19 protein-coding genes are annotated in these 17,741 nt (G+C 57.1%); 7 read left to right on the forward strand and 12 right to left on the reverse strand.

What is annotated here, in order from left to right:
* Positions 1–2 precede the first annotated feature (2 nt).
* Positions 3–539 carry a hypothetical protein gene (locus EDB95_RS22530; RefSeq protein WP_133997663.1) on the reverse strand — a complete coding sequence of 179 codons (537 nt, stop codon included), beginning with the start codon at positions 537–539 and terminating at the stop codon, positions 3–5.
* A gap of 35 nt (positions 540–574) precedes the next feature.
* On the opposite strand from EDB95_RS22530, the gene EDB95_RS22535 reads away from it, so the two are divergent.
* Complete coding sequence (locus tag EDB95_RS22535) at positions 575–1,078, forward strand: GNAT family N-acetyltransferase (protein WP_162852742.1); 504 nt, start codon at positions 575–577, stop codon at positions 1,076–1,078.
* Here EDB95_RS22535 and EDB95_RS22540 read toward each other — a convergent pair.
* A complete protein-coding gene (locus EDB95_RS22540; RefSeq protein ID WP_133997669.1) occupies positions 1,075–2,142 on the reverse strand; it encodes a sensor histidine kinase in 1,068 nt (355 codons plus the stop codon). The genes EDB95_RS22535 and EDB95_RS22540 overlap by 4 nt on opposite strands.
* 26 nt (positions 2,143–2,168) lie before the next feature.
* On the opposite strand from EDB95_RS22540, the gene EDB95_RS22545 reads away from it, so the two are divergent.
* Positions 2,169–2,504: a YbjQ family protein gene (locus EDB95_RS22545; RefSeq protein ID WP_133997672.1), complete on the forward strand. Its 336-nt coding sequence runs from the start codon at positions 2,169–2,171 to the stop codon at positions 2,502–2,504.
* On the opposite strand, the gene EDB95_RS22550 is transcribed toward EDB95_RS22545, so the two are convergent.
* Complete coding sequence (locus tag EDB95_RS22550; RefSeq protein WP_133997675.1) at positions 2,501–3,352, reverse strand: NAD(P)-dependent oxidoreductase; 852 nt, start codon at positions 3,350–3,352, stop codon at positions 2,501–2,503. The two genes, EDB95_RS22545 and EDB95_RS22550, sit on opposite strands and share 4 nt — an antisense overlap.
* A 56-nt stretch (positions 3,353–3,408) precedes the next feature.
* Between EDB95_RS22550 and EDB95_RS22555 the strand changes: the two genes are divergently transcribed.
* Entirely contained in the window at positions 3,409–4,248 is an 840-nt protein-coding gene (locus tag EDB95_RS22555) for an alpha/beta fold hydrolase (protein WP_133997677.1), read from the forward strand.
* Here EDB95_RS22555 and EDB95_RS22560 read toward each other — a convergent pair.
* Genes EDB95_RS22560 through EDB95_RS22570 form a run of 3 tightly spaced genes read right to left on the reverse strand, consistent with a single transcriptional unit; the run spans position 4,245 to position 7,152 of the window.
* Positions 4,245–4,820 (reverse strand): Crp/Fnr family transcriptional regulator, encoded by a 576-nt coding sequence (locus EDB95_RS22560; RefSeq protein WP_133997680.1) that lies wholly within the window; start codon positions 4,818–4,820, stop codon positions 4,245–4,247. The two genes, EDB95_RS22555 and EDB95_RS22560, sit on opposite strands and share 4 nt — an antisense overlap.
* A 31-nt stretch (positions 4,821–4,851) precedes the next feature.
* Positions 4,852–5,301, reverse strand: a complete 450-nt coding sequence (locus tag EDB95_RS22565) for a DUF1772 domain-containing protein (protein ID WP_133997683.1) — start codon at positions 5,299–5,301, stop codon at positions 4,852–4,854.
* A 51-nt stretch (positions 5,302–5,352) separates the two neighbouring features.
* A complete protein-coding gene (locus tag EDB95_RS22570) occupies positions 5,353–7,152 on the reverse strand; it encodes a DUF4139 domain-containing protein (RefSeq protein ID WP_162852743.1) in 1,800 nt (599 codons plus the stop codon).
* 67 nt (positions 7,153–7,219) lie between these two features.
* Here EDB95_RS22570 and EDB95_RS22575 point away from each other — a divergent pair, with 67 nt between their 5' ends.
* Positions 7,220–7,732, forward strand: coding sequence for a hypothetical protein (locus EDB95_RS22575; protein WP_133997689.1), 513 nt, complete (start codon positions 7,220–7,222; stop codon positions 7,730–7,732).
* Here EDB95_RS22575 and EDB95_RS22580 read toward each other — a convergent pair.
* From EDB95_RS22580 to EDB95_RS22605, 6 genes are all read right to left on the reverse strand, one after another.
* A complete protein-coding gene (locus tag EDB95_RS22580) occupies positions 7,690–8,454 on the reverse strand; it encodes an SDR family NAD(P)-dependent oxidoreductase (protein ID WP_133997692.1) in 765 nt (254 codons plus the stop codon). The two genes, EDB95_RS22575 and EDB95_RS22580, sit on opposite strands and share 43 nt — an antisense overlap.
* Positions 8,436–8,969 carry an NADPH-dependent FMN reductase gene (locus EDB95_RS22585; protein WP_133997695.1) on the reverse strand — a complete coding sequence of 178 codons (534 nt, stop codon included), beginning with the start codon at positions 8,967–8,969 and terminating at the stop codon, positions 8,436–8,438. Before EDB95_RS22585 ends, EDB95_RS22580 begins: the two co-directional genes overlap by 19 nt.
* A gap of 45 nt (positions 8,970–9,014) precedes the next feature.
* Positions 9,015–9,770 (reverse strand): nuclear transport factor 2 family protein, encoded by a 756-nt coding sequence (locus tag EDB95_RS22590; protein ID WP_133997698.1) that lies wholly within the window; start codon positions 9,768–9,770, stop codon positions 9,015–9,017.
* 153 nt (positions 9,771–9,923) lie between these two features.
* Positions 9,924–10,562 carry a response regulator gene (locus tag EDB95_RS22595; protein ID WP_133997701.1) on the reverse strand — a complete coding sequence of 213 codons (639 nt, stop codon included), beginning with the start codon at positions 10,560–10,562 and terminating at the stop codon, positions 9,924–9,926.
* Between the two features lie 2 nt (positions 10,563–10,564).
* The gene (locus EDB95_RS28035) at positions 10,565–11,107 is read right to left on the reverse strand and encodes a sensor histidine kinase (RefSeq protein ID WP_394346396.1); all 543 of its coding nucleotides are present in this window, start codon (positions 11,105–11,107) and stop codon (positions 10,565–10,567) included.
* 1,240 nt (positions 11,108–12,347) lie between these two features.
* Positions 12,348–13,082 carry a hypothetical protein gene (locus tag EDB95_RS22605; protein ID WP_133997706.1) on the reverse strand — a complete coding sequence of 245 codons (735 nt, stop codon included), beginning with the start codon at positions 13,080–13,082 and terminating at the stop codon, positions 12,348–12,350.
* Between the two features lie 197 nt (positions 13,083–13,279).
* On the opposite strand from EDB95_RS22605, the gene EDB95_RS22610 reads away from it, so the two are divergent.
* Genes EDB95_RS22610 through EDB95_RS22620 form a run of 3 tightly spaced genes read left to right on the forward strand, consistent with a single transcriptional unit; the run spans position 13,280 to position 17,741 of the window.
* The gene (locus tag EDB95_RS22610; protein ID WP_133997709.1) at positions 13,280–14,467 is read left to right on the forward strand and encodes a family 16 glycosylhydrolase; all 1,188 of its coding nucleotides are present in this window, start codon (positions 13,280–13,282) and stop codon (positions 14,465–14,467) included.
* 58 nt (positions 14,468–14,525) lie between these two features.
* A complete protein-coding gene (locus tag EDB95_RS22615; protein ID WP_133997712.1) occupies positions 14,526–16,730 on the forward strand; it encodes a GH92 family glycosyl hydrolase in 2,205 nt (734 codons plus the stop codon).
* Positions 16,731–16,748: 18 nt separating this feature from the next.
* Positions 16,749–17,741: a fatty acid desaturase gene (locus tag EDB95_RS22620; RefSeq protein WP_133997714.1), complete on the forward strand. Its 993-nt coding sequence runs from the start codon at positions 16,749–16,751 to the stop codon at positions 17,739–17,741.

The following is a 17,741-nucleotide window of genomic DNA, read 5'->3' on the forward strand; positions in this document are numbered from 1 at the left end:
ACTCATTTGCCGGTTTTCAGCCGGAACGACTTCATAAACGCTTCGCTGGCCGCGTTATGATCGTTCTTCGTATAGGCAATGGTTTGCATCATGTACAGGGTGCTTTTGACAAGAAAGGCGCGCATCGTGATCACGGCAACCCCGTCCTGGTAGTCTATCCGCAAAAATCTGCCTGGGTATCCGTTTAGTTGAATCGGAGCCACCGAGAGCAGCTTCCCTTTTACGTTGTTGACAGCGCCATTGACCGTAGCTTCAAAAAACTTGTCCAGCTTGTCCGTTCTATCCGAACTGATCGAGGTGTCGGGGTATTGGGTCTCGGCGACGGAATAAGCGACATTGCCGTCGCCCACCGCATTGGAGGCGTCGTAGATCTGCATGTGTATGTGCAGGGGGCCAATCTTTGAATCGACCGTTTGGTCCTGGGGCGTTGGTTTTTGAGGAAAAAGAATGGAGTAGTGGTCGGTCTGCAGTAAGTAACCATTTTCCTGGAGTGGCGCCGTCAGGCAAAATGCAGTGAGTAGGAGGGTCAGAATGTTCATAGGAACGAAATATACAATAGATTTGGATGACCGTCATGTCCTTTCTTTTTGATACCGCCCGTCTTCGCGTCCGGATGATGACCCCGGAAGACGCCCCTTTTGTCCTTCAGCTTTTCAATGCCCCCAATTGGCTGCAATTTTTGCCGGACCGGCATGTACGGACCGTGGAAGCCGCCAGGGACTATATCACGGACGTCTACCTGAAAAGCTACCGGGACAACGGTTTTGGCGCGGCCGTGGTGACGCTGAAGGAAAGCGGGGAGCCCATCGGCATTTGCGGGTTGTTCCAGCGGACCTACCTCCCCGTGCCCGACCTCGGCTATGCCTTTCTGCCCGCTCATGAGGGTAAAGGATACGCGGCGGAGGCGGCAGGCGGAATGCTGGACTATTTGAGGCCGGCCCAGCCAGACCTCCGGGCCGTCGTCTCGTCCGAAAATACCCGTTCGGTGCACCTGCTGGAAAAATTGGGGTTCCAATACATGGAGAAGGTCCGGCCGCCGGGCGAGGACCGGATGGTGCTGGTGTATAAAGCGCCTTAGGGGAACGTGATCGCAAACGTCGTCCCCTCGTTGACCCGGCTCTCCACGCTGATCTGCCCGCCCAGCGAGGTAAGGTAGTTGTGCACCAGGTATAGCCCGATCCCCTTACTGTCCTTATGTTCGTGGAAATGCTGGCGAAAGCCGAAGACCTTGTCGCCGACCTTGTCCAGGTCGATCCCCAGGCCGTTGTCTGAAAAAATCAGCTGGTCCCTGCCTCCTGTTTTTTGGGAGACCATGGTGATCACCGGTGGCCGTTCGGGGTGGGCGTATTTGATGGAGTTCGTCAGGAGGTTTAGAAAAATGCTTTCCAGGTAGGCTTTGTTGAGCCGGACGGCCGGCGCCGCGGAAAAATTGATGTGAAGCGTCGCCCGCGCGCCTTCCAGCAGCGTTCGAAGGGAAGACGTCACGCCACCGAGCACGGTTTCCAGGGACAAGGTTTCCAATGTTGCACTCCCGTCCTCCTTCCGGCCAAGCCGCTCCACCTGTTCATTCAGGGTCCGTTGAAGGTCCTGGGCCGTGGCATTGAGCAGGCCTATAAATTCCAGGGTTTCCCCGTCCTGTATCTTCGATCCGTCCAGCAGCGTCAGGATGGAGAGCAGGTTGTTCACCGGATACCGCAGGTCATGGGATGTTCTGTAGGACTGGTGTTTCAATTCCTCGGAGGCCTGCGAAAGCTGGGCGATGAGGTGGTTCCGGTCTTCTTCCTGTTTTTTCTTGTGTGTTATATTCTTGGCAATGGCGTAGACCAGCTTTTCTTTTTCCAACGGCATCGACGTCCACGAGAGCCATACGATCTCACCGCTTTTAGTCACGTAGCGGTTTTCGAAATTCAGCAGGGGGATGTCTCTTCTCAGGTTGTCCCGGTGTTTGTCCGTGATGGCCTTGTCCTCTTGGTAAACAAAGTCGTTGATGGGACGCGACATCAGTTCTTCTATGGAATAACCCAGGACTTTGGAGACCGCGGGATTGATGCGTTTGAAATAGCCGTCAAAGCCGGCAATGCACAGAAGGTCTGCGGATAATTCAAAAAAAAGGTCTACATTATAATCAGATCCACCATCCATAAGGGTACCGTAAAAATACGTAAAAAATGATAGACCATAACTTGATTACGACCAGCTTTGAACTGGAGGGATACCGTGTCGTCCAACACCTGGGCGTGATCCGGGGAATCACCGTCCGCTCCCGGAGCGCCCTGGGTAATGTGGCGGGCGCCTTCCAATCGCTTTTCGGCGGACAGCTTTCGATCTATGTTGACCTTTGTGAAAAAGCAAGGCAGGAAGCCTTTGACCTCATGACGGAACACGCCGAACAAAAAGGGGCCAACGGCATCGTCGGGATGCGTTATGACGCCAACGAGGTCATGAACGGTATTACTGAAGTGCTTTGTTACGGGACTGCGGTCCGCGTGGAACGGATCGCCTAGGATACGGCGTCTTTTGCGATGACGGTCCAGTCGTCGCCCCCGTGTCCTTTCCCGATCCATTTGTCCATTTCAATGGCGATCGAGGGGATGACGGCCAGCGGTATGCCTCCCTGGCGGGCGGCTTCCATGAAGAGCCCTGTATCCTTACGGGCCATGTTCAGCGTCCATGACGGCTGGGTGTACACGCCCGAGGTGAGCCTTTTGAGCCGCGCCGGCAACAAAGCACCCGGATTCCAGGTATCGAAAAGGGTAGACACATCGCTCAAGGGAACCTGGAGGGCTTTTGCAAGGGAAAGCATATCGGCGATGCCTGCCGTGAAGGTGACGAGAAAGGAATTCCCCAGCAGTTTGATCGCAGCCGCCCGGCCCGTTTCTGGTCCGAAATTGAGGACCTTGCCCGTCATTCCCGACAGGGCAGGCTCCTGGCGCGCGATGACGTCCTGGTCACCCGAGACCATCATGGTGCCGGTGCTGTCCAGTGCATTTTGAGGCCCCATAAAAACCGGTGCGTGAAGATAGGTGAACCCGTGTTCCTTCCAGACCCGTGTGCGTTCGATCGCGCCAGGCACAGACGTCGTGGTATGGTCGATGAGCACGGTACCGGCGGCCAGCCCGGGAAAGGCGGCGGCCAACACTTCATCCACGGCCTCGTCGTCCTTGAGGGTAAGATGAACGACGTCCGCGCCCCGGACGGCGTCTGCCACGCCGGCAAAAGCCTTTGCTCCCAAAGGCTCCAGGGCGGCGGCTTTGGAGAACGTCCGGTTCCAGACCTGGACCTGGTTCCCCTTTTTCAGCAACGCGCGTGTAAAGTTTTCCCCAAGAAGGCCCATGCCCAGAAATGCGATCATAGTTCTTTTTGATAAAGGTAACTTTTTATCTAAATTACCCCCATAACCTTCACGATATGCGTTGCTTGTATGCAGGGATCCTCGCGATCCTCCTTTCTTCCTGCGGAAAATCTGTCAAGACCGTCGACGACCAGGGCGTAAAGATCGCTTATGTCGATGCCGGCCAAGGGGATACCGCTCTTCTTTTCGTCCATGGATGGTGTCTGAACAAGGGCTACTGGTCGAACCAGATGGACCACTTCAAAGACCGGTACCATGTCGTTGCCATCGACCTCCCCGGTTTTGGGGAGTCTGGTAAGGAACGCACCGAATGGACAACGGAGAACTACGGACGCGACATCGACAGCGTGATGTCCCAACTGCACCTGAACAAGGTGGTGCTGGTGGGGCATTCGATGGGCGGGGACCTCTGCCTGGAGGCCGCCCTCCACGCACCCGACCGGGTGATTGCCCTGGTGGGTATCGACAATTTCAAAAGCATCAACCCCGAGACACCCACCCAAAAAGCAGACGACGCCCGGACATACACGGTCTTGAAAGAAGGTTTTACAAAGGCCGCGTTTCAATACTTCCAGGGCGACCTTTTTTACAAAACAGCCGATACCATCCAACGGCGCATCCTGACAGACGTCGCCAACGCCGACTCCGCCGTCGCCATCGCCGCCCTGCAAGGCAACGACAACTTTGAGGAGCGCAAAAACCTACAGGCCTTCGGGAAGCCCCTCTACCTGATCAACAGCGACTATACGCCCACCGATACCGCCGCCCTCACCGCGGCGCACGTTCCCCACGAAGTGATGTATATCAAGGATACCGGTCACTTCCCCATGGTGGAAAAACCAGCCGACGTCAACGCGGCGCTCGACGCGGTGATGGCCAATATCACGGGACACTAGCCCTTGTCCGTCATCCGTCGCCGGATCCTCGATAATGATTGCGGCTGGATGCCGACATACGAAGCGATATAATATTGCGGAACCCGCTGCGCCAACCCGGGAAACCCGTCAAGGAACCGCCGGTAGCGGACCTCCGGGGGATCGGTATACAGCGACCGCAATTGTTCCAGGGCGCTGACAAAAACATGCTCGATGGCCAATCGCCCAAACCGTTCCCCTTGTCTGACCCGCGCATACAAGATTTGCAGGTCGTCAAACCCGATCAGGGACAATGTGGTGTCTTCCAGCGCCTGTATCGCGACCCGGGAGGAGCTTCGTGGCAAAAAGCTCTGGTAGTTACAGACAAACTCGTTCTCCTGGCTGAAAAAGATGGTCCTTTCCTGCCCGTCGTCGTTGAGGTAATACCGCATCAACCCCGTTTCAATAAACGCCACGTGCCGGCAAACGTCGCCTTCGGCCAGAAAGTGCTCGCCGGCGGCGAAGTGGCGCTCGTGGAACAAACCCGCTATGAGGACTTCTTCGTTGTCTTCCAGTTGGATGTATTGCCGTATGGCGGTGAGGACCGATCCCATGGGGTAAAGATACGGGATCGGGCGTGGCTCCTCATCGCGCCAGCGCTTCCCCGATCAACGCCAGCATCGCCAGCGTCAGCAACACCGCCCTATACCCGATGATCCCATCCCACCGCACCTGCAGCGCCCGGGTGTCGGTCGGCGTGGTGCCCTGCACGGCGGCAGATGTCAACCGTGCGTTAATGGGCTTTGCAATGGACAGGTAAAGCGCCAGGTGTCCCAGGAGCAGGACCAGCGCAACCCCCGGCCACAACAGGCGCCCGGAGGTCAGGGCGTACAACAGCGTGGTCACCAGGCTGGTCACCCCGATAAACGGCATGCGTTTGTCGGCCACCCTATGGGTATGCCCCAACAGGTCGGCGACGGAAGCATCCCTGCTCGCCGCCGCCGCCTTTTTCCCTGCGATCGCAAAAAATACGTCCGTGCCGTAGACGACGCCCGTGCTCAAAAGGGCGGGCGCCAGAAGAAATGTCGTGTTCATGGGCACAAATTTCCTACCCGCGGACGACGAAGCCGTTCACCCGGGTTAACTTCACTGCCGCGCCAGGGCATCCAGTACCGTTCCCTTAGGATATTTCAGGGTGTACCCAAAGTGCACCTTCGTGCTTTCCCCTGCCTTCAGCGACAGCGTCCACCGCAATTCTCCTTTATCCGCATTGACCTGGGCGCTCCCCGGATCGTTGAGCGTGACCTCTATGTCCTTGTTCGTGGACAGGGGGATCTGGTCCAGGACAGAAAGCTGGACATCCTGGTTTTTGTTGTTGCGGGCGCTGATCTCAAATACGTATTTCTGGTAACGGTTGGCGCCCAGGAACTTCTCGGAGCTGAAGTCGGTGACTTTCCGGCGCTGGAGGGTGATCCGCTTGTCTTTGCCCACCGTCAGGTGCAGGGTGTCCTGGGTAGAAGAGGGGTTGATGTCGGTAAGCCCGACATAAGTGCCGTCAAGGACGATGTTGGCCTTGCCCGGGAGCAGGTTAAGCTTGCCCCAGTCGGGGATGTCCGCCAGCAGGTATACGTCGTCCGATACCTTGGGCACGGCAAGGTACGTGAATAACGCTTTCACCTTTGTCACTTGTAAGTTGGCCGTCTGGTCCTTGCCGGTGGACGGGAGGTCGTAGGGCAGGTCGATGTTGTAGACGGTGTTGAGGCGTTGCTGGTCTACGTCGGTGTAGTCGGAGAGGTCTTTTTTCAGGGTGATCACGATGGCGCCGGCGGCGGCCTTGCTGCCATACATGGAAGTCGCTTCGTCTCCTTTGAGGATGTCTGTCGAGGCAATCATCGCCGGATCGATTTTTCTGATGGCATCTGAAGACCAGATTTGTCCGTCGACGATGTACATGGGCGTGGCGTCCTCGTTGTCGTTTCCATCTCCCCGGATCACCACTTTACTCTTCGCTACCACAACTTCATCCAATTGCGTTGGTGCCGGACGCCGGACGGTCATCCCATAAGCGGTGACCGGCGCGGTCTGCCGGAAGCCAACAAACCAGGGATTCAGCTCCGGCGCTATGTTCCAGTTCCCCGGTGTTGAGGTGGACAACGCCATCTTCACCTGTTTCCAGTCGATCCCCGTGGTCTGGTTGATGCTGGCCTTATAGATCACTTTGACGGAGGAATCCTGCGCATCCCCGACTTGTATTTCATAAGAGGGTGACCATGAGGCCTTATGCGTGATATACGAGAGCGTGAAATCATAGCTCCCCGCGTTGCGGACCGAAAGTCGAAGCACCAAACGGCCGGACTCCTTGGTGTTTTGGGAGGCTTCCTCCTGGATCTGTGCCTTTAGCCGGTCGATCTCCTTACCCAGGCGGGCAAAACGCTTTTTGAGGTCGTACTGCTTCTCCTCCAGGTCCGCCGAAGTTGCCTTGTAATACTCCATCAGTTTTTGCAGGTCCACCGCGTTCACCCCTTTCAGTTCCTGGTTTTTTTGCAGCACACCCAACAGCGCGTCGTTATTGGTTAACGATAACTGTACTTTATCCTGGGCTTCGGTTACCCGGTCCAGGGAGTCTTCCAGCAGTTGTTGACGCGCGGTGTTTGGCTTTTCCGCCATATAATCATTGATATAGGTAAACCCCAGCAGGGTCACCGTAGATGGGACGCGGATCTGCACGCTGTTTTTGTCTATATCCGTGCTCAAACGGTCCACGGCCAGTTCGACAGTGCCGGCCGGTAGCGTAGCCGAGACCGCATGGTTCATCTCCGCCCCGGAACGGTACACCATCACCGAGGTCAGTACTGCGTTCGCGTTAAGCGGTTCGCTGGAATTTCCGGCGTTGGCCCCCATACAAAGGAGGCAAAAGAGGACGAGGCCCCCGATCTTATTTTTCATACACCCTTTTTCTACTGAGGTGCACGCGAGCGGGAAATTACACAAAGGAAAAGTGTTAAATTTAGTTATGAGACGCCTGATCCTGGCAACCTTGGTCCTTGTAGGGGCCGGGTGTGCCCAACCCTCGACCGACAATTCCATTCTTCAGTCAAGGATAGACAGTTTGCAAAGCAAGCTGGACAATGCTTACGCACCGGGCCTGGGCGAATTCATGATGGGGATACAGGAACACCACGCCAAGCTGTGGTTCGCCGGCACATCCGGCAATTGGAAACTGGCCGCGTTCGAAACCGGGGAGATCAAAGAGACCCTGGACGACGTCCGGAAATATTGCACGGACCGGCCCGAGATCACGCAGTTGCCGATGATCGATCCAGCCCTGGACAGCGTCAATGCTGCTATTGGACGGCAGCATGTGGCCGGCTTTAAAAGTGCCTTTGTGTTGCTCACCAGCACGTGTAACAATTGTCACCTGGCGACCAAACATGAATTCAACGTCATACAGATCCCGGTGACGCCGCCCATTACCAACCAGGTTTATACGCCTCCAGTGGGGAAAGCCACGCCCGATAAGCGTTGACAGGCAAGCAGAAAATCCTCCTGAACGGGCACTAAAGCCGTGGAGGTGTGCGGCGTCCGGGCGTGTCTGTGATAAAAATACTGGCCGCTGACCAAAGCATTGTCGCTGGTCGCCAGCCACACCGGTGTATCCGCCCCTTGTTCGCGGCTGTCCGGGGCGCCCGTTCCGCCCATCTTTGTCGCCACCCAACCGGGATCCACCGCATTGGCGTATACCCCCGGCCATCGTCTGGCCACCGCAAAAGCCAGCAGCACATCGTGCAGCTTGCTGTCGGCATAAGCACCGGAAGCGCTCCAGCGGCGCTTTTCCCAGGTCAGGTCTTCCATGGAGGGGTCCCCGTTTTTGTGCAAACCGGAGCTGAGGTACACCAACCGCGCCGGCCGGTCGATCAGGCAGGTGAGGATATAGGGTGCAAGGCTGTTGACGGCAAAAACCGTCGGCAGCCCATCCACCGTGCCGCTCCGGCCGGAGGTGAGATAGACACCCGCGTTGTGGATGACGGCGTCGAAAGCCCCCAGGCGGTTGACCGCTGCTGCCAGCGCTATGGTCTCTTTGATAGAGGAGAGATCACCGGTCACCACAGCATCGGCCCCCGGTAATACGTCCAACGCCCGGGATGCGTTCCGCGCATGTACGACAACCCGGTGTCCTGTCGAGAGCAGCAAACGGGCCGCCGTTTGCCCGAGTCCATCGGTGGAGCCGGTTATGAAGATGCGTGCCATAACATGTCGTCAAAGGCCCTGACCAATTGCGTCACCCGCTCCAGCGTGTCCGGGTCCGTGATTACGGAAGCGACGTCAATCTTCGTTTGGGCGTGACCGATGACCAGTTGCGTCTCATCCGTGACCCGGGCTTCGATGACGCGGAGGGTTTCCATCAGCGAGGCGTGCCCTTTCTGACCCGCCAGGGAAGCGGTCACCAGGGCCGTGGGTTTCCCGGAAAAAGCGCTCACACCCACCGTCCAGTCGATCGCGTTTTTGAGTGACCCGGGTACACCCATGGCGTATTCCGGGGTGCAGATCAGGATGCCGTCGGCCTGCGCCATCAGCATCAGGAAGTCTTGTACGGAGGACGGTGGATCAAGGTCCGGATTGAACGCGGGCAAACCGGCCAATCCATCGAAAAGTGTCACCTTCCAGGTGGCCCCCCCCAGCCTTGCCATCGCCTCTATATATCGTTTATTCGAAGACTGTGCCCTCGTGCTACCGCAGATGGCCAATACTTTTTTGTCAGACATAGGTCCCACAATGTACGACATTTCATTGCCGCACCGGGCAGGGGCTTATTGCCGCCCCAGCTCTTCGGTGACAGCGCCGTGCTCGCGGACAACGAGTTTGCCGTCCGGCAAGAACGTAAACGTCAGGTCCCGTTCTTTTGAAAAGAAATGATCTTTGGATTCGGCCCAAAGCACCATCCGGCTGTCGTGTATCACTAAGAGCAACTGCCCGTTTTCCACGCTGATATCCACCGTATTTTGAGGTCCTGCATAATGACCTTTATACGTCTGCAGTACGTCGGCAGGGAGACTGATCTCATGCCGGTTGTTGACATAAGGCGCCGGCCCATGGTCATAGCTGAGCACCCGGGCCATTTTCCATTCCCCGTTTTTCAACAACCAGAGGTGGGTAAACCGCGCCAGCCCGTCCAGGTACTCGCTCTTACCCGATTCATTGACATAAAACACGTGCTGACCGCTGATGACCGCCCCATACACCACGCCGTCTTTGTGCAGGGGATATACCTGAACGGTGCCTTTGACCGCTTCCCGTCTCAACAGGTAATGCGCCGGATCGCGGCATAACCCATGACGGATGGCGGTCATAAACGTGTCCAGGCCGATGGTGACCCCGCCCTTATCGTGGTAGAATTCGATGTCGTCGGAAAAAAATTGCCGTATGTCCGTCACATTGCACGTATTGTAGTCTTGCCAGAACAGGCTGTCCTTATGGAGGATGAGCGCCGTGACGGTGGCATCATCCTGGGCGAAAAGGCCGGCGGCGGGGGCCAGGAGCAGGAGGAAAAGGATAATTGTCTTCATGGATTAAACATAATACTATGCAAAACAAAGTACTATATAATGCATGAAGAGCGGGCCAAAAGCGGGTCGAGCGGCGCCTATAGGCCGAACGGCGGCCGGCGGCGGTCCTTGCGGCGCGAGCGACGGTCAGTGGCGCCGTCGCCGGCGCGTTGGCTACTTTAGTAACCCCTGCCCATACGCATAGCGCAGCAACCCCGCCAGGTTACTCGCCCCCGTTTTTTGCATCATATTCTTCCGGTGGGTCTCCACGGTACGGAAACTGATGTGCAGTTCCTCCGCGATCTCGTCGTTGGTGTATTCCCTGGACAGGAGCTCCAGCACTTCCCGCTCCCGTTGGGTCAGGGCCACGCCCTGTTGGGCGGGGGGCTCAGTATAGTCCTGAGCAATCGATGCCTGGACTTCGTCGCTGAAATAATACCCGCCCGCCGCCACCTTTTTGATCGCGGCGGTCAGTTCCTGCCGGGTGGAATTCTTGAGCAGGTAGCCCGCTACGCCCAGTTGTAATAACCGGATGATGATCTCTTTTTCCCCGTAGGTGGTCAGGATGATGATCCGGTAGTCCGGATACTCCGCCCGGATCACACGGGTAATTTCTATGCCATCGGGTCCGGGCATATTGATGTCCAGGAGACATATATCGAAGGGCATGCGTTGAACCAGGTCCAGGACCTCGTTCCCGTCGTGGGCCGTGGCGGCAATGCAAAAGTCCGGTTCGGTCTCCAGCAAGGCGACAAGGCCGTCGAGGACAATCTTGTGATCGTCCGCAATCAGGAGTCGTATGGGCGCAGTCATAGTCAAGGGCAAGGTATGTCTATCAGAACGGTGGTCCCCGCTCCTCGTTTGGAATCGATATCGATGGTCCCTTTGAGATAGCTGATCCTGGAAATGATGCTGTTCAATCCAATCCCTTTTACGGCTCCGGGCTGGGGGTCCAGTCCGATGCCGTCGTCCTCTACGACGATGTTGATGTAGGTGGGATGCCGGATCAGCTGTACCGTCAGCCGCGTGGCACGGGCGTGTTTGATGACGTTGTTGATCAGCTCCAGGATAACCCTGTACAGGCTGATCTCCAGGGCTTCGGGCAAACGTTCCTCCAGGCCGTGGGTATTGAAGTTGATGCTCAACCCGGGCCCGCTGCCCAGTGTATCGAGAAGGCCCTTGACCGCGGCGGGCAGCCCGATCTTGGAAAGCCCGGCCGGCATGATGTTCCGGGCGATGTTGCGGAGTTCTGCCGCCGCCTGGTCAAGGAGTTCCAGGCTGGTTTGGTAGGCTTGCACCTGCGAAGGCGTGAAACTGGTTTTGTCCAACCGCGACAGGCTCAGCTTGGCCGCGGACAAGATCGACCCGAGTGTATCGTGAATGTCCTGGGCGATGCGTTTGCGTTCCCCGTCCTGGACGGACATGATGGTCCCGAACAGCTCGCTCTTCTGGCGGTTCAGTCTGGCTTCCCGTTCCGCCCGGAGTTTCAGGCGTCTGCGGCTGTACAGCAGGAGGATGATGGCCACCAGGAAAAGGGTGGAGAAAAGAAAGACGTTCCGTTCCTGGCTTTTCCGGGCGAGTTGTTCCTTTTGGAGTTGTATTTCCCTGTCTTTTTTGTCTACCGCATAACGTTCGTGCATCTCCGCGATCTGCCGCCGGGACTCGGCATTGCCCAGCGAGTCGCGCAGGGAATCGTATTGTCTGTAGTAGGAAAAGGCACTGTCGTACCGGCCTTGCAACGCAAAAATATCGGACAACGACAGCAGGGCAGCCATGACATTCCCGCGGTGTTGGATGGATTGGGAAAGCGCGAGTCCTTTCCGGGTCATCTCTTCCGCATGTCCTAAATCCGACAGACCCCGGTAAATGTCCCCTATATTGATATAATAACCTGCCTGGTCGTATTCATTTTCGTTGGTCACAAAAACCAGCGTGCGCTTGGCATAGACGAGCGCCTGGCGGTAATTCCCCATGCCTTCGTAAGCCTGGCTGATTTTACAGGCCGTATAGACCAGCCTGTCCGTGTCCTTCACCTGGCCATAGAGGGCATACGCCTTGGACAGGGAGGCCAGGGCGTCCTGGTAATGTCCACCTGCGACTTGCAACCCGCCGATGTCGTCAAAGGCATCGGCGGTAAAAAGCTTGTTCTGCGCCCGCTCCGACTGCCGCAGGTACAGGTTGTAATAGTAGGCCGACTGGCTGGTGTCCCCCGTTTTCTCGTAAATAAATCCAAGGATGTTGTTGTACCGTGCCATCTGGAGGGAGTCGCCTTTTCCCTCCACCAGGGCCAGCCCTTCCAGCGTGGTCTTCATGGCGTTGGGATAGTCCCCCATATAGAAATAGAGGTTGAGGATGGAGTTGTAATCGTCTATCGTATGCGAATAGTCCTGACGAGCCTTATCCAGGGCCAGCATCTGCTGGTAGTAAGCAAGGGCGCCCGGATAATCCCGGCGGCCGACCTGTAGGAATGCGCCCGCCCGGACATAACGGGCCCTGAGGCTGTCGGCGTCCTGGGAGAGCACGGTAGCGCACCATAAACACAACCAGAGGCAAAAGAGGTAGCGCATCAATCATCAATGTACTAAAATTCACCAGCGCCTACAATATCCGTGTTGCCGATATCGCGTGCGTGCAACTCTTGTTGGAAACGGTTCCGGAAATGCTCATGCCGTCGCTGCTGATGGTCAGGGTGCCGTTTTCAGAGTTGTTGCCCCCGTTTCCTGTCGTGACGGTGTTACCGCTGACGGACAATGGACCGCTCCCGAAGTCGCCGGAGGTGCCCAGATAGGCATACGCACCTGTGGTACTATTCATCCACAAATTTACGATCCCATTGTAACAACCGGCGCCGGAGGTCGTCCCCGTTCCCTGGAATATTTTGATCTGGCTGGTGCTTAATTCTTTGCCGATGGCGGCATACACCGGTCCCGTATGTCCGGGGATGAATACGGAGTCGATCGAAGCGCCGGAGCCATTAGCCCCGACTGAAAACCAAAAGACCGATCCATCCGACCCGGTGAAAACCGCTTTTGTGATGGCCTGCCCGCTGGTCCAACTACCCAGGGAGCTGGTAAAAAGGCTGTCGATATTCCCGGAGGGAGTCGTCCATTGATATATGATAAAGGGTTTTGTCGCCTGGAGGTTGACCACAAAATAGCCGCTCGACCCCGTCAGGGATCCTTTGTAGACCCCGCCGCTTTGGCTGTCGAAAGTGGCCTGGGCGGTGGGCTGGTTGGCCAGCCCGTTGTTGTTATTGTTATTGTTGTTGCCGGACCCGCTTTTTTGGCATCCCAGGAATATCGAGAGGAGGACTACGGCCATCGTCTGTTTCATAGTGCAGAGGTTTGAGGACGAAAGTAACCGGATCCCGCCTGTCTATCAATACCGTATAACCGGTATTTCTCCCTACCGGGAAGTTGGTAGGGGTGATGATGTACCCGTTTTTATGTCTTGTAGGGGTTTTGACGTACCCCTTTATTTGGATCACGAACTTTCCAAGACCAATTTTAGCCCTAACCAAATTGTTTGCTATGATAAAGAAACACTACTATGGCCTGCTTGGTCTGGCCCTGCTTTCCGCGTCCTGTGCGAAAAACATCCTAACCCCCCAGGCGTCCGGGCCCACCACCCCCAGGGCCGCCACGGCCTGGCAGCTCGTCTGGTCGGATGAATTCAACGGTACCAGCCTCAACACGGCCAACTGGAACATCGAGACCGGGAACCCCGGTGTCAACAGCGAGGAGGAAGCTTATGAGGCGAATAATATTACCGTGACCGGGGGCAACCTGGTGATCACCGCCCAGCAACAAAGCGCGGCCGGCCAGAACTATACCTCCGGCCGGATGAATACCAACGGCAAGGTATCCGTGCAATACGGCCGTATCGAAGCCAGTATCAAACTCCCGCTGGGTCAGGGTCTCTGGCCCGCCTTCTGGATGCTGGGGACCAATATCGGGTCCGTGGGCTGGCCCCAGTGCGGCGAAACCGACATCATGGAGCACGTCAACACCGACAACACCATTTATGGTACCATCCACTGGTACGACAACGGCGCCACGCAATACGGGGGCAACACACAGACGACTCCCACGGACTACCACCTCTATGCCGTGGAATGGACGCCCCAGGGCATCAACTGGTATGTCGACAACAACCTGTATGCCTCGGCCAATATTACTAACAACATCAACAATACCGGGGCCTTTCAGAATCCCTTTTTCATCATCCTCAACATGGCGGTGGGGGGTAACTTCCCCGGCCAGACGGTCGACAACAGTGTCCTGCCCGCCTCCATGTATGTGGATTACGTCCGCGTGTACAAGGCCGTAAACGCGCCCCCCATCGGTCAGTCGATCACCCTCAAGGGCGACAACGGGGACTATGTCTCCAGCGAAAACGGTCAGATACCCATGACCTGCAACCGTACGACCGCCTCGGCCTGGGAACACTTTACCGTTGTCGACGCCGGAAACGGCAAAGTCGCCCTTCAGGGCAACAACGGGGACTATGTCTCTTCCGAAAACGGTGTCAACCCCATCACCTGTAACCGCGTCAGCTACAGTACCTGGGAAGAATTCACCTGGATCAGCAACGCGGATGGCTCCATTTCGCTGGAAGGGAACAACAATTGCTTTGTCTCCAGTGAGAACGGGACGCAATCCATGACCTGCAACAGGACGATCGCCCAGGGGTGGGAGGATTTCCTGGTGAACCAATAGACAGAGAAGGCGCGGCGCGACGCCGCCGCGCCTTCTTTAAATGTCTTATGTTTGCCCCATGTCCATTAGAAAAACGGTTTTGCTGGCCCTTGCTCCCCTGGCGCTCCACGCCCAAATGCAGCATCCCCTTCTTCCCTATGTCAACCCCCTGATCGGAACCGCCCCCAGCGCCACCAAAGCCACGCTGGCACACGGCCAGGGGACCGAGGCCCTCGCCAACACGATCCCGTCCGTCACCTATCCATTCGGGATGACCCAGTGGGTCGCCCAGACCCGTTTTTCCGAAACCAAATGCGTGGCTCCTTACTATTATGGGGACAGCCTTTTCTCCGGTTTCCGGGGCTCTCACTGGATCAGCGGCAGCTGTATGCAAGACTATGGGAGCGTGACCGTGACCGCCATCACCGGCACCCTCAGACTCGACGATCCGGGTACAGCGTTTACCCACGCCGCGGAAACGGCGACGCCCGCTTACTACCGGGTGGACCTGCCGCAACGTGGTCTCCGGGCAGAGGTCACCGCCACCGCCCGCTGCGGTTTTATCCGTTTTACCGCACTCCGCGACGATTCCGTCTACATCCTCATACACCCCAACAGCGACCGCGGCCTGGCCACCCTGCAGGTGGACGGCAACCTCGTCAGCGGACGCAATCCCGTATACCGCCTCTACCAGGGCGGCGGCCAACCCGCGGGTTTTGACGGTTGCTTTGCCGTGCGCTTCCCGGGGGTTACCTCTTCCGTGAAAATTGTGCCTGTCGCCGGTGGGGTGGTGGCGTATGTGGGATTTTGGGAAAAAGCAGGACAAACCATCCAACTAAAAATCGGTACGTCTTTCACCTCCGAAGCAGGCGCCGCCCGCAACCTGACCGCCGAAATACCGGGCTGGAATTTCGACGCGGTGGTTTCCGCCGCCCGGCGCGTATGGGAACAGGAGTTGTCCCGCGTCACCCTCGAAGTCATGGCCGACTCCGTGCGCCGGATATTCTATACCGCGATGTATCATGCGATGCAGCAGCCGCGGTTGTATAGCGATGTGGATGGCACTTATCCTATGTTCGCAACGTCGTACAAGAACGCGCGGCTGGCGCACGCCATGGCCGCCCGTCGCACCGCCGCCGCGCCGCCAGCCGTCGGCGGCGCCTACTACGACGACTTCTCGATGTGGGACATCTACCGCGCCCAGATCCCGCTGATAGAGATCCTGCGCCCCGCGCTGGCGGGCGACCTCGTGCATTCGATCCTGCTCAAGGCGGAACAGGGCGGCTGGTTGCCCGACTTCCCCTGCTGGAACAACTATACCGCCGAAATGGTCGGGAACCATGCCAACGCATTGATCGCCTCTGCCGCCGCCCGGGGCATACCCGTGGACCTGGAAACGGCGTATCGGTACATGCGCAAAGACGCGTTCGACATACCCGATGCCGCAGCCTACAAAGACGGCAGGGGCCGCCGGTCTCTGGCCTCTTACCTTGCATTAGGTTATTATCCGTTGGAGGACGAGGTATCCGAAGCCTTTCACAAAAACGAGCAAACGTCGAGGACCCTCGAATACGCGTACGATGACTACTGCATCGCACAAATCGCAAAGACATTAAAAAAGCAACAGGACTACGACACCCTGATGGCACGGTCCCGCAACTATGTCCACGTCTTCGACAAAAGAACCGGCTTTATGAATGGCCGCCATGCGGACGGCAGCTTTTATCCGCTGAAGGACCCGGACGCCCGGTTGTACTTCGTCACCGAGGGTACCCCTCGCCAGTATACTTTCTACGTCCCCCAGGACATGCCGGGGCTGACCGGATTGCTGGGCGGACCCGAAAAATTGGAGGCAGCGCTGGACTCGTTGTTTGACAAAGGACAATACTGGCACGGCAATGAACCCGACCAGCAAACACCCTTCCTGTATAATTATACCGACCATCCTTATCGTTCCTCGCAACGGGTACACACGATCCTGGAAGAAGAATATGCCAACCGGCCCGGTGGGCTTTGCGGGAACGACGACGAAGGGGAAATCAGTGCCTGGTATGTGCTGGGCGCCTTGGGATTGTATCCCGTAGACCCCGCTTCCGGCGACTATGCGGTGTGTCTGCCGCTGGTCCGCGCGGCCACGCTGCACCTGCCGGGCGGGAAGACGTTCAGGATCATCGTGCGTACAGCAGGACCGCAGTACACCCTTGTGCTCAACGGACAGCCGCATCCTTCCTTTAGCCTCTCTCACGCGGAGCTACAAAAAGGCGGCGTGCTCGAATTCCGCTAAAATGACTAGCTTTCAGGGATGAAAAGAGATTTTGTGTACTCGACCCAGGGCGAGCCGCACCGTATCCGCACCAAGCGCATCCTGAAGGACTATCCCGATATACGCAAACTGATCGGCAAAAACCCGCTCACCTTTTGGGTCATCTTAGGCATCGTTGCCTTCCAGATCGTTCTGGCCGCTCTCCTGGCGCACCAGTCGTGGTGGCTTGTCATTGCGGCGGCTTACCTCGTGGGTGCGTTTGCCGATCACGCCCTTTTCGTCATGATCCATGAATGCGCCCACGCCCTGATCTTCAAGGGGCGCGTGCCCAACCGCCTGGCGGGTATGTTGGCCAATATTCCACTCGTATTCCCCAGCTCCGTCGGTTTTGAGCGGTATCACCTCAAACACCACACCTTCCAGGGCGTCCACGAACTCGACGCCGACCTTCCCAACCACTGGGAGGCCAAACTGATCAACAACTTTTTTGTCGGAAAAGCCCTCTGGCTTTTGTTATATCCCCTGGTGCAGTTGTTGCGTATCGGCCGTCTGAAAGAAATCAAACCGGTGGACGGCTGGAACATCCTCAACCTGGGCATACAGATCGTCGCGATGGCCGCCATCTGGTGGTTTCTGGGACCCAAGGCGCTCGTGTTCATCGTGGCAAGCTTTTTCTTTTCCATCGGTCTTCACCCCCTGGGGGCCCGCTGGATCCAGGAGCACTACCTTGTCGAAGACGAAGAACAGGAGACCTACAGCTACTATGGTGTGCTGAACACCGTGGCCTTTAATGTGGGGTACCACAACGAACACCACGACTTCCCCTCCGTCCCGTGGAACAAGCTGCCCCTCATCAAGGCGGGCGCGCCTTCGTACTACAACAGCCTGCACGCCCACAAATCCTGGACGCTTCTTTTCTTCCGTTTTCTTTTCGACCGGGAAATATCGCTGTTTTCGCGGATCGTCCGCAAGGAGCGGGGCAAGGTGCCCCTGACGGATATGGCGACGCCGGATCGGGAGTTGGTGGGCTAG

It is taken from the genome of Dinghuibacter silviterrae (genome assembly GCF_004366355.1).
In the GTDB taxonomy this organism is placed as follows: Bacteria; Bacteroidota; Bacteroidia; order Chitinophagales; family Chitinophagaceae; genus Dinghuibacter; species Dinghuibacter silviterrae.